The organism is Bacteroides difficilis (assembly GCF_048319815.1).
GTDB classification, from domain to species: domain Bacteria; phylum Bacteroidota; class Bacteroidia; order Bacteroidales; family Bacteroidaceae; genus Bacteroides; species Bacteroides zhangwenhongii.
Window position 1 is genome coordinate 2,878,248 of sequence record NZ_CP182814.1, and the last position, 13,114, is coordinate 2,891,361.

General features: G+C 39.5%; 9 protein-coding genes and 1 riboswitch. Of the genes, 3 read left to right on the plus strand and 6 right to left on the minus strand.

Annotated elements, in window-relative coordinates:
- Nucleotides 1-24 precede the first annotated feature (24 nt).
- The 3 genes from ACNOGP_RS10750 (at nucleotide 25) to ACNOGP_RS10760 (ending at nucleotide 2,556) form a co-directional block, all read left to right on the plus strand.
- Complete coding sequence (locus ACNOGP_RS10750; protein WP_418212859.1) at nucleotides 25-492, plus strand: single-stranded DNA-binding protein; 468 nt, start codon at nucleotides 25-27, stop codon at nucleotides 490-492.
- A gap of 77 nt (nucleotides 493-569) precedes the next feature.
- Complete coding sequence (locus ACNOGP_RS10755) at nucleotides 570-1,922, plus strand: gliding motility-associated protein GldE (RefSeq protein ID WP_022275550.1); 1,353 nt, start codon at nucleotides 570-572, stop codon at nucleotides 1,920-1,922.
- 1 nt (nucleotide 1,923) lies between these two features.
- Complete coding sequence (locus ACNOGP_RS10760; protein WP_186968096.1) at nucleotides 1,924-2,556, plus strand: 4'-phosphopantetheinyl transferase family protein; 633 nt, start codon at nucleotides 1,924-1,926, stop codon at nucleotides 2,554-2,556.
- 211 nt (nucleotides 2,557-2,767) lie between these two features.
- Here ACNOGP_RS10760 and ACNOGP_RS10765 read toward each other — a convergent pair whose 3' ends face one another.
- From ACNOGP_RS10765 to ACNOGP_RS10790, 6 genes are all read right to left on the minus strand, one after another.
- Nucleotides 2,768-4,051, minus strand: a complete 1,284-nt coding sequence (locus ACNOGP_RS10765; RefSeq protein ID WP_186968097.1) for a DUF5074 domain-containing protein — start codon at nucleotides 4,049-4,051, stop codon at nucleotides 2,768-2,770.
- Between the two features lie 34 nt (nucleotides 4,052-4,085).
- Nucleotides 4,086-6,104 (minus strand): YncE family protein, encoded by a 2,019-nt coding sequence (locus tag ACNOGP_RS10770; RefSeq protein ID WP_418212860.1) that lies wholly within the window; start codon nucleotides 6,102-6,104, stop codon nucleotides 4,086-4,088.
- Between the two features lie 2 nt (nucleotides 6,105-6,106).
- Nucleotides 6,107-8,146 (minus strand): TonB-dependent receptor plug domain-containing protein, encoded by a 2,040-nt coding sequence (locus tag ACNOGP_RS10775; protein ID WP_418212861.1) that lies wholly within the window; start codon nucleotides 8,144-8,146, stop codon nucleotides 6,107-6,109.
- Nucleotides 8,147-8,315: 169 nt separating this feature from the next.
- Nucleotides 8,316-8,520, minus strand: a riboswitch (cobalamin riboswitch).
- A gap of 86 nt (nucleotides 8,521-8,606) precedes the next feature.
- Complete coding sequence (locus ACNOGP_RS10780; RefSeq protein WP_418212862.1) at nucleotides 8,607-10,388, minus strand: ATP-binding protein; 1,782 nt, start codon at nucleotides 10,386-10,388, stop codon at nucleotides 8,607-8,609.
- Nucleotides 10,389-10,401: 13 nt separating this feature from the next.
- Nucleotides 10,402-11,088, minus strand: coding sequence for a response regulator transcription factor (locus ACNOGP_RS10785; protein ID WP_349070158.1), 687 nt, complete (start codon nucleotides 11,086-11,088; stop codon nucleotides 10,402-10,404).
- A gap of 242 nt (nucleotides 11,089-11,330) precedes the next feature.
- On the minus strand, nucleotides 11,331-13,100 hold the full coding sequence (locus tag ACNOGP_RS10790; RefSeq protein WP_418212863.1) for a WG repeat-containing protein: 1,770 nt from the start codon (nucleotides 13,098-13,100) through the stop codon (nucleotides 11,331-11,333).
- Between the last annotated feature and the right edge of the window lie 14 nt (nucleotides 13,101-13,114).

Sequence of the window (13,114 nt, forward strand, 5' to 3'; positions counted from 1 at the left end):
AAGAATCATAAACTTGATACGTATATGTCAGTAAATAAAGTGATATTGTTAGGAAACGTGGGTCAGGATCCACGTGTAAAATACTTCGATGCAGGCTCGGCTGTAGCTACTTTTCCGTTGGCAACAACAGAACGCGGTTATACGTTAGCAAATGGGACTCAGATTCCCGACAGGACAGAGTGGCATAATATCGTTGCATCCAACCGTTTGGCTGAGATTGTAGACAAATACGTACACAAAGGTGACAAGTTGTATCTGGAAGGAAAGATTAGAACCCGTTCGTACACAGACCAGGCTGGTGCTACACGTTATACTACAGAAATTTATGTAGATAATATGGAAATGCTGACTCCGAAAGGAACTAGCCCCGGTGCGGGAGCTACAGCTTCCACGCAGCAACCCGTTGCCGCTCCGGTACAGCAGCCGCAACAGTCACAGCAATCGCAGGCTCAATCAATACAAGATAATTCGGCGGATGATTTGCCGTTCTAGATAATATGGTAGTGTGCCGACTGGCTTTCGCAAACTTATAGGCACATTATCTTTTGTTTAACTAAAATATAGAATCTTTGGACTCAGATGGTTATTTAAGCCAGTTAGCTGGCATTTTCGACGGTATTACCGTACTTACTCCTTCTATCTCTGCTATTATCGCCATAGTATTGGCTGGTGTGCTCCTGCTTGCTTCCGGTTTTGCTTCGGCTTCTGAAATAGCTTTTTTCTCGCTTTCTCCTTCGGACCGGAATGATATTGACGAACGCAATCATCCTTCCGATGAAAAAATAAGTGCACTTCTTGGTGATTCCGAACGCCTTCTGGCGACGATACTGATCACTAATAACTTTGTGAACGTGACTATTATCATGCTCTGCAATTTCTTTTTCATGAATGTGTTTATCTTCCATTCTCCATTGGCAGAGTTTCTTATACTGACTGTAATACTTACTTTTCTGTTATTGTTGTTCGGTGAAATAATGCCGAAGATCTATTCTGCACAGAAAACTTTGGCTTTTTGCCGTTTCTCCGCACCGGGAATTTATTATCTAGAGAAGATATTCCGTCCGGTGGCTACTGTCTTGGTACGTTCAACGGCTTTTCTTAATAAGCATTTCGCCAAAAAGAGTCATAATATCTCTGTTGACGAGTTGTCGCACGCATTGGAACTGACAGATAAGGCGGAATTGTCTGAGGAGAATAATATCTTGGAAGGAATTATCCGTTTTGGCGGAGAAACAGTGAAGGAGGTGATGACATCACGTCTGGATATGGTCGATTTGGATATCCGTACACCTTTCAAGGAAGTGATGCAATGTATCATTGAGAATGCTTATTCGCGTATTCCTATCTATTCCGGTTCGCGGGATAATATCAAGGGAGTGTTGTATATCAAGGATCTTCTGCCTCATGTGAACAAAGGGGATAACTTTCGTTGGCAATCGTTGATTCGTCCGGCTTATTTTGTGCCGGAGACGAAGATGATCGATGATTTGTTGCGTGATTTTCAGGCGAATAAGATTCATATAGCCATTGTTGTTGATGAATTCGGAGGAACGTCCGGATTGGTGACGATGGAAGATATTATTGAAGAAATTGTGGGTGAGATTCATGATGAATATGACGATGAAGAACGTACATACGTTGTATTGAACGACCATACTTGGATTTTTGAAGCGAAGACACAATTGACCGATTTCTATAAGATTGTAAAAGTAGACGAAGATGAGTTTGAGAAGGTGATAGGGGATGCGGATACTTTGGCTGGTATGTTGCTTGAGATAAAAGGTGAATTTCCTGCCTTACACGAGAAGGTGACTTATCATAATTATGAATTCGAAGTACTGGAGATGGACAGTCGCCGTATCTTGAAAGTGAAGTTTACGATTTTGCCAAAAGAACCCGAAGTGTCGGAAGGAAAAGAATAAGATGGCGTTATACCTGCGACATAGGGAAGACGGCATACAATGGGCTGTCTGGAAGATGGAAGAGTCTTTGGACGTATTATTGTCTTTGTTGCCCAATACACGGAAAATATCTTGTGAAAAGGAATTACTGCGTTTTACTTCTGAACGCCGGAAGATGGAATGGTTGTCTGTTCGTGTTTTGTTGTATTCGATGTTACAGGAAGACAAAGAGATTGTTTACTCTTCCGAAGGAAAACCGTTTCTTTCAGATCATTCCTTTTATATCAGTATTTCTCATACAAGAGGATATGTGGCGGTAGCACTTAGTTCTTTGAATCCTGTTGGCATTGATATTGAGCAATACGGGCAACGGGTTCATCGAGTATCCGACCGTTATATCCGCCCTGACGAACAGGTAGAATCTTATCAGGAAGATCTGACTTGGGGGCTGTTGTTGTATTGGTCTGCTAAAGAAACAATCTTCAAGCGCATGGAGAACGCCGATGCAGATCTCCGTAAACTTCGTCTGGCGCATTTTATTCCTCAAGTGGAGGGAACATTTCAGGTTCAGGAATTCGCAACGCAGCAGCAAAAACTCTATACGGTTGGTTATCGTATTGAGCCGGATTTTGTGTTGACGTGGGCGGAGAACTGAGTGCAGGCTGAATAAGAAATGTTCACTAATGCTTTTGACGGACATTTACTGATTTGTGTAATTAATTCTTCTGTTGTTATATTCTCGATTTGTACCCACAAGAACATATGGTAGAGAATAAAAAGAAGCGTCAGACTTCCCAAGAAGTAGCCTAACGCTTTCTTATTATTTTTGCGACTATTTGTCTTTTTATCTATAAATCACACTCTTGTTATTGGAAAGTTATGGTTGACGGGAACCAATATTCACCGGTGTAATCAATAATAGCTTTTTGGGTTCCGGTCACTCCATCGACTACGTAAATATAGGTATTTAAATAATGTGCTCCCCATCCGTCTTCTGTATAAATGAGGTATACGTCACCATTTTGGGGATTTACCTGTATGCCTGCACCATATCCGGAGTAATTTGTTGGAGCAGTGAAGAATTTATTTACGCTTTGGGTAGTAATATCAAATTTATAGATATCTGTGCCGCTGAAATTGGGTGCATGAGCAAAATATAGAGCATTTTCTGTAGTAGAAGCGCATAAACCGCTTGGTCTGTAAGCAAATTTGTCAAAAAAGATGTTTAAGTCGTTTGGCAATTGAATCTCCTCGCTCTCTAATTTGTTAGTATCAATTTTGACTAGTTTGTTACCATTTGCAGCCCATAATGAACCGTCTTTGGCTTGGGCAAAGCCTGCATTTGCTTGGTTGGTAAGGCCTTTTTTAAAACTAAAATCATTTATATTATATACTTTTATCGTATTCCCGTCCAAAATGAATAGCTGCTCCTTTATTTTATATATGTCCTTACTATTGCTAGTATTAGTGAGTTTATCTTCAACTGTAAGTGGATTTAATTTCACTTTGTATGCCCCACTGCTGGTGGTCATGACAGCTGTCTCTTGATTGATAATGCAAATATTGTATCCTTGTCCATCTATATTATCGATTTGACCTGTATTACTGAAATTGTCCATATTCATTTTGGTTAAGTTTGGTGAAACTTTAGAGACAATGTACATATAGTTTTCGTAGATTACTCCTATTGTTGCGGTTAGACCTAAGTCTTCAATAATCTTTTTGTTCCATTTGCCTTCCTTGTATTGATTAATAGAGGAATATTCTTTTCCTTCGTTAATGACATAGAATGAGGCTGGATATGCAACAGTGATATTTATCTCTTTTTTAACAGTATTATATTCGTTATTAACTGTTAGTTGTATTGTGTAGGTTTTGACAGTGTCACTTTGGAAAGTATATATGTTTTCTGTAGAAACTTCTTTTCCATTTATAACCCATGAGTAACTAGTTGTTCCGTGATTATTGTTGATCTGCGCTTTTAGTTCAACAGCTTGCCCTGCATTAACTGTTGCACCATCTTCAATACCTAGACTAGTGATTTCAACTTTTGGATCATCATCATCGTCACTACATGATGATGAAATGAATGGCAATGCCAGCAATGCCAACATATATAGTTGGCTAACTAAGAATTTCATCTTTTTCATTCTTCTTTTAATTAAATAATTTATACATAATTGTTTATTGTTTCCCAAAATGTAAATCTTCAACAGCTTGTATTTCGGTTGAAATTTCTCCCATCCACCCTGTATTTTGATTGACAGCTGTGTAAATTCTAACGAAATCAATGCCATCTAATTGAACGGGATGTCCATTTTTGTCTACTGCCCAGTCTATTTGAAATTTACTTTTTTCTGTGTTATTAGGGTGATTGTCTGCATATCCGTATGGATAGCAGTATCCTACCCAATGTTCTGGCATATCTTCACGAGGTTCATTCACAGCGTTATCTTTCAAACGGCTACCATGGAATGTCATCTCGTTCTCTTCTATCCATAATGGATAATATGAATTGGTAGTATAGAAATCATTTCTGTTTACATATCCCTCGTTTCCTTGATTATCTGTCCATTTAACTTTATCCAATATTGATGTGGGACGGTGATAAGTAATAGTATAATTTTTTATAGTTGCGGAAGACGTATATTCGCTGCCGGCAAGCTCATACCATTCATCATCAGGTAACTGGTTACCATTAACATCTTTCGAAACTAATACAATGCCTGGCTCTGAGCTTCCACCAAGCTTTCCGGTTAATGTCCCGAATGCGTCATAGTACGCGTTGCCATATATTTTGAAATCATATTGTCCGGGAACGTTAGGTACTGTATGATCAAATCCTACCGTGATATAACCTCCGTATGCTCCAAGACTAAGAAGACATAGGTCTGGATCTTTGAGTAGCTCTTCTGCGTATTTTCTCACATCTTCAGATGTATAGTTTTCGTTATAAGCAGTTGTGGATGTATTCATAAACTGGCAGGGAGCCGGTCTGTATTCCAATACTCTAGTGGCAAATGCAGAGGGGGCATTCGAATCCGAGTCCTCTTCACTGCTGTCTCCTGATGATACTTTGTTGCTGAACACAACGGTATTAGGGTTCAGTCCGACACGGTTGATTCTGAATTGCAACTGTCCGTTCTGATTGAAGCAAAGTATGTCACCGGTTATGGTGTAACTATATGCTTCCGTTATGTAGATATTGTCACTGTATGGATTGATATTAATACCGTAAGGGGTGTTGATCCGGGTTCCGTCTGTGATAAAGTTGTCGCGTATAGTCTGTCCGGTCTTTAGATTGAAAACCTTGATAGAAGATGACTCTGTATTGTAGTTGTAATTATATAAATAAGCGATATTGCCACTGATTGCAAAATTCATGACTTTTTCGTCATGAATATGTGCTACTTCATCTGTTCTGCAGTCTATCTTTACAAAGTGGAAGTCACCATCTGCTATGTTATTTCCATGAGTAGCTACATAAACTGTTTCGTCTGGTCCTGGTACAATACATCCGGGATTGGGACCGACTGTTATTTTCTTTATTTCTGTAAAGGAAGTGATGTCGATCACGGAAACTGTATTGTCTACCCCTAAGCCTGCAGAATAATCCAAACCACCGGAATTGGATACATATAGTTTGTTATTTTGTATACAGATATTTTCCGGGTTTCTTCCGGCTTTTGTCAAGGCATCTATTTCTAAGGAAGTAGTGTCGATCCGTGCAACGGTACCATCGTATGAACATACGTATGCCTTGTCTTTATGAAACGTGATATGGCGTGGCTGTCGTGAACTGCCGTTTTCTGCCAGCATAGGGATTTGTTTGATAGAAACTCCTGTTTGGAAGTCTATTACTTCAATGGTGCTGGATACATTGACTACAATGTATAATTTGCCACCATATAATGCCATATCATTGGCTGTATCACCCAACCCTCGTTTGTTTAGGTCCTTGAAGTAATTTTTAGTAAGCTTTCCTTTTTTGAACGAATAACGAGCCAAAGAACTGTTATTCAAGTTAAACAATCCTTCGCTTAATATATATAGCTCTGCAGTTCCGGTTTCGGAGATATTACTGCCATCAATGTTGGGGATAGATGGCTTGTCCTCCATATCATCACAGGCAATGAATAACAGTAAGAGCATCCATAACCATGTCTGCAATATATATTTTCTATTTATGGTTATTTGTTTCATAGTTAATATTTGATACTGAACGTTGCTCTAACAGAACGTCCAGGCATTGGAAAGTTCTTGATAATCTCATAATTGTTATTGGCTATATTTAATACTTCTATATGAATAGAAGTATTAATCTTCCGTATAGTTAACTCCTTCCCCACAGAGATACTATGGTCACTATAACTCTCCATTCTATTCTCTGTGATATTTTCTCCTTGTGTATATCGTTTTCCTGAGAACAGGAATGAGTAAGATAAATTAACCCAAGACGTCTCGATACCTACCTGTCCCGAACCGGAAACACGGGGGGTATAAGCTATCTGATGTTTGTAAGTTCTCCCTTCTTCGGAAGCAGGGTCAGAGTTGGTTACGTCCAAAGCCCGTTGGTATGTATAATTCCCCGAAAGATTGATACGGAGCTTTTCACAAGGCTGGAGGGACACGTTGCCTGTGACATCAATGCCTTTGATTTCTACACTGCCGAGATTTCTCATACTCCAGACAGCAAGGTTCTTGGTAGGATAGGCAATGATTTTATCCGTTATCTTGTTGTAATACGCATCAACAGTTGCCGAGAGATAAGGCAGGAACGGGCATACATCCTTACTGTATGTCAGACCGATATTATACTGCCGTGCATTCTCCGGTTTCAACTTGTTGTTTCCAGTTTCACCGTAGTATAAATCGTTGAAGCTTGGCAGGCGAAAGATATCTTTGTAGAAAATTCTGATACGGAATTCTTCCTTGTCGAAAGGCTTGAACGAAGCGCTGACATACGGAGAAAGTTTACGGTGATTACCTGCACTTCCCCCTTTATCGGCCTGCTCGTAGATGACGGTTGCCAAAGCGGATGCAGAGAGAGTAAGCCAATTGTTTACATATTTTCCCGCAAAAGCTGTCAGCCACGAATAGCGCGTAGGATGGGCAAAGTCATTCAGATTGGCATTCATCGTGTTGATACTTCCGTCAGAAGAAAGCGAAAAAGACAAATTATTCAATAACCTGTAAAGCACGGCCCCCGAAAGGTAATACTCCTGCTGGTAATAACTGTTCTCTATTTCTCCGGTAGAACCTTTGTAATCGGGATCTAAATAACGTTGATAGCTCCAATTCCACTTGGCAGAAGTCTGGAACACCCATTGCCGGTTAAATTCTTTCTTATATTGACTTTGAATAAATGTATTCTTGTCCCAAAGACGTTGTGAAGAATGAGTATAATAGAAAGTTGTGGCGTTGGGTAATCCGCGGGAAGATTGGAAATAATAGGCTTTTAGCCTCCATTGTTCTTTGTCGGAGAAGTTTCCGTAAAGCCCGGCTTCTGCACGAAATGTCTGTACATCCGTGTTCTTTCGCTTTTCCCGTGAACTCAGATCCCCTTCTTCATTTCCGTAATATAAGGTATATGGATAATGCCCGTCCGATGACATCCATTCGCCGTTGGCAGATACAGTCCATTTCCGACTGATCCGTTGTTCCAATAACAGACTGGGATTGACCAATCCCCATGAACCGGTCTTGAAAGACGCACTTATATTCGTGTGCTTTCCGTCCTCAAATCGGGGAGTGAGTGTTTGTATATTCAGTATCCCTGCTGAAGCAAAGAAACGGGCAGGCTGGAAAATGTTGTCGCTTTGACCGTTACTCAACGACAGTTGGTCGACATTATCGAGAGAGAAACGTCCAAGGTCGATTTGTCCCGTTTGACAGTCAGTCAGTGTGATTCCGTCGTAACCTACAGCAGTATGTTGCGCACCCAAACTTCGTATGGATATCGTTTTCAGTCCGCCGATCCCCCCGTAATCTTTCACAGTTACTCCTGCAAAATGTTTCACGGCATCGGAAACCTGCAGGGCATTCAGATTCTTTAAAGCGTCTTTAGAAAATATCTGTAATGGGGCGGTAGAGCGAACCTCACGGGTCTGATAAATATCGGAAACGGTTATTTCGGGGATGAAATAGGTACGTGCAGTATCCACCCTTTGCTGTTGTGCAAAAAGTGAAGTCGATAAAAACAGTTTGCAGCTTACTGCAAAGATTGCTAAAGTCCTCTTTTCCATTTCCTCTTTTTAGGTTTAAAAGTGTCCGGGCGAAATCCCTTCGACCGGACACGCATAAATAAACTTTTGGCAGAGTTTATTACAACATACTTTCTCTGAATCAGAATGATGAATGAAATGATAGACGGAATTGTCCGGTTCATTAGATTCAACGCTTTTTCCTCGAAAGCAGTGAAATTGGTTGCATGGCAGGTCTTCTGACTTGTTCCTGTTGCGAGCGCCTTCCCGGAAATTCTTCTTCCAGTGGCTAAAAGTAGGTTGCTTGCAACATAATATAGAACTTACAGCAGCGGGACTGTTCAGGATTTACACCTGATTCCCTTTTAATCGCTTTCCTCGTGTGAGGTATGCGAACCAATGCGCGACAAAGATAGGTAGTTTATTTGTTTTTTGCAAGGAGTTATGGATGTAATAACAGATATTCTTCAACAGCTTGTGCAGTAATGGCTTTTTAAGTGGTTTATCTCTCTTTCGCCAATGTAAATACAAATTCCAGTCCGCCTCCCTGATTATTTTTCGCAGAGATACTTCCCCCGTGAATGATAACCGCATTCTTTACAATGGCCAATCCCAATCCTGTCCCGCCTAATTTCCGTGACCGTCCTTTGTCTACCCGATAGAAGCGTTCAAAGAGTCGGTTCAGATGTTCGGGTGACACACCCACACCGGTATCGGCAAAGCTGAAATAGTAGAAACCTTCATCTTCGCGGAAACAGTTTATATTGATTTGGATATTTGCTCCGGCGTATGCAATGGCATTATCCATCAGATTGCGGAATATGGAATAAATCAGCGAATAATTTCCTTTGATTTGTATGCTTTTCTTTAAGGAATTGACAACCGTGATATGCTTCTCGTCCAGTTCCAGCGCAACCTCATTGATAATATTGCCCACCAATAAGCTGATGTCCACCCGTTCCATATCAATCATGTTGGCAGCTTCGTCCATGCGGGTTAGTACGGATATATCCCGTAGCAACCGGCTCAGTCGGTTACTTTGGGCATAGCAGCGTTCCAGAAAAACATTAATTTTCTCACGCGGGATATTTTCGTTGCTGACAATCGTCTCCAGATACCCTTGAATACTGCTGACAGGAGTTTTCAATTCGTGGGCAATGTTCTGTGTCAATTGCCGTTTCAAGTTTATCTGTTCTTCTTCCTGAGTGACATCATTGATCGAAATCTCAAAGCTGGCATCTTGAAAGATGATACATTCCACGATAAAGGTTCGTCCGTTTTTATTGATTGTGATAGACATTCTCTTTTCGTCTTTTCCTCCCGAACGCTGTCTTTGGTTTTTGTTGATGAAGTGGATGATCTCTTTCAGTTCGCTGATAGCAAAGACTTCTTCCGTAGTTTCCAGATTGGAGTCTGAAATCAGATTACTGTATTGGGTAAAGAGGTTGTTGACCAGAATTTCCTTTTTGTCTTTCGTAAATACTCCCAGTCCTTCATGCGAAATCTGGAGGTGGGTGATCAATTTCTCACGTTCGATGTAAAGTGCCTCTTTGGTCTCGTGCAGCCGCTTGTATATTTGTATGATATGTTGCGATATTTCCCCCAGCTCGTTATGCGGGAAAGCTGATTGCATAGCCATTTCGATAGGCTCGTTCCGGTCGGCACGCATGGCGAACTCGCGAAGCTGGTTGATGGAAGTTCCCAATTTATTCGTGAACTTATAGAAAATAATCATCAGCAACAGAGTCACAATGACCGTAAACCATAAATAATGCGGGTCGGCTTTCAGATTGTTGATGAGGCTGACATTATAAGGTAGAGCCGAGCGGACAATATAGTCTTTGTAACGTGTAGCCGAATAAAAATAGGGGACACCGGTCGTCTCGGAAGTACGCCGTACGTCATATCCATTTCCCTGTTTCAGCGCCTTTTGTACTTCCGGACGGTCTAAATGGTTTTCCATCTGCCCGTTGTGGTTCGAATAACTGTCGTAAAGCACATTTCCGTCTATATCAATAAGAGTTACACGTAAATCTTCCAGAATATGGTTGTTGATATAACTGGTAATAATTGAACTGTCCGGCGATTGCCTGCTCAACTGTTCATAGAGCCGGCTGTTGTAATCCTGTAATTTTGTGTTCAGCAATTCCACCTTATATTCCCGCTCGCGTTGATACTGATACGCGATAAAGCAAACGGCAAATACCAGAAACAGTGAAATGACCGAGAGAAAAAGCTTTCGGCTGAAAGAGAGGAAATGTTTTTGAGTTACAGGCAGATTCATAGGGGAGTAGTTATTACGCTTCAAAACAGTATCCATATCCGAGACGAGTGACGATGCACTTGCCGTATATTCCTATCTTCTTGCGCAGACGGGTGATATTTACGTCAATAGTACGGTCGAGTACATATACCTCATCGCTCCATATACGTGCTAGAATATCTTCACGTGAAAATACCCGTCCTTTATTCTGTACCAACAGAAGCAATATTTCAAATTCTTTTTTAGTCAACGGCACTTCTTCTTCGTCGATACTTACCTTCTTTTTCGTGATATCAATGACGAGCGTCTGGTAAGTAAGCCGTTCGGGAACTCTTTCTGTTTCCGCTGCAGCCGTGCGTCTCAATACAGCTTTTACACGGGCAATGACCTCCCGCAGCGAAAATGGCTTCGAGATATAATCATCCGCGCCTAGATTGAAGCCGGTCACGGTGTCGTTCTCGGTATCTTTGGCTGTGATAAAGATGATAGGCACTTTTGCCGTTTTCTTGTCCTTTTTCAGTATGTTCGCCATTTTGAATCCGGAGATTTCCCCCATCATCACATCGAGAAGAATTAGCTGATAACTACAAATATCCATCTTCAAAGCCTCTTCGGCGGAGTTTGCGGTATCCACCTCGTAACCTTCATTTTCAAGATTGAATTTCAGAATCTCGCAGAGGTCTTCTTCATCGTCGACAACTAGAATACGGGTTTCATTCATAAGCTATATGTATTAATATGACAAAGTTACGTTTTTATTTTATTTGATGCAAAGATGAGGATACTTTGTTACGGTCAGATGAAACAGATATTACAATCTTGTTACGATTAATTATAAAACAAACCGGAGCATGAGAATCCGGTTTGTTTTATATGGGGGATAATTTGATGGCTAATTAATTATATTAGCTGACTTATTTTAGACATCGTTTGTTTTTGAATGAAGTATGATGATATCTTTTTCTAATAAGAGTATTTTGCTGCAGCTTCTACGGCAGCGATAGAATCGGCTATTCTAATAGAGTCGGCAGTATTGCGAGCACGTTCTTCTGCGCTAAGATTATATTTTGTTTCATAATTTTGGTTCTTTATTTCTTCCCAAAATTCATCTTTAAGCGACATAGTAGGGCATGTGTACTCTATTTTGATGTTATTATTATCTTTATATATTACAGCTCGTGCTGCGTTATCTAATTTTAGTAGAACAGGAGAACCTTCTCTCCTTTTTTCTGTTTCGAATCCCAAACCAACAAAAATATTTTCTATGGCATTGATAATATTCACATACTTTTCCGAAGCTTTATTTTTTCCTCTTGTATTTATTTCGATGAAATACATACTTTGCTTGTTATTAAAATTGTATCCTTTTATTTCTTCATCATAAAACCCCCAACCATAATTGACTCTTTCTTTAATAGGGGTTACAACCATTTCTGGAAAGTAACAAGATATTTCATGATAAAAATATTTTGTGTCTTTGTCGTAACTAATATGATAACTCCCTTTATAATCTTCTTTTGATGAATATTGATTCTTATCTTTGAATATCTTTTCTGGGCTGTCTTTAAAAGAAACTCCATCAATTCCTGTTAAAGCGATATTTAACTCCTTACGTAATGCAGCTTCATAATCCAAATAATCTGATTCTATCATTCTCTCTGGATATTCAGATGTGAAATAGTCTGTTTTGATTTGTGCATATTCTTTCTTGCTAATCTCTTTTCCTGTTTTATCTATTAATACATAGTAATCGTGACTTCTTGCGTATGCGTATTCTCTGTTATAAAAGGGGTAAATTTTATCGTATTCAAAATTACAAAGTATTTCACCGTTGTAATCAATGATCCCCCATTTCTCCTTATCCTTGACACAGGCGAAATCTGAGTTGTAAAAATCAACGTCTTGATATTTTGCGCGTACCAACACTTCTCCTTTTTTGTCTATGAATCCCCAATATCCATCTTTTTGGAAAGGAGCAGCTTCTCCTTCGAAAAGCCTTAATTTGTTAATACGGGAAGAAGGTTTTATTACTTTTTCACCTTTATTGTTCAAACAACCCATTTGATCGAAATCATCTTCGTTGCAGAATAAAAGCATGCCATTATGATAAAGTGACATAGTACAGATTTGGGACAAATGTATATCAAATAAAATTTCTCCTTTACGATTGATAGCTAATTTCTTGTCGTTTTTGTCTGTAATTAAAGCGATGTTTTCTTGAAAAATACTTGCTGAAGTGTATTGTGGCTTAATTACTACTTCTCCTTTAGTGTTTACATAACCATACAAATCGTCTTCTGTTCGGAAAACAGCTAGTCCTTCTATGAAATTGCTAACACTCATTACTGCCTTATTTTCATACTTGTCAAAAGTAAAAACAGTCTTTCCGCTTTTGTCAATAAATGAAATTGGTTGGTCTTTCTCAACAACAGGAGTGACATCCTCAATAAAAGGTTGAATTGCGACATATTCTTTTCCTATTTTTTGAGGCTTAGCTTCTATTGTATAACATTCATATAGCCCGTTACTGTTTTTTAAGAAAAAACGCCCGTTCATTATGGCTGTCGGTTCTTCTTGAAATTCATTTTCGAATAAAATTTTTCCTTCCAAATCAATTAGTCCCCATCGATCTTTAATGTCACTTTTAAAAGCTAAATAAGATACTTTTTCTTCTTTATGACTACATGCTGATAATAGAAAAATAGTCACACACAATAAAAATAAATTTTTCATGATAGTATATATTA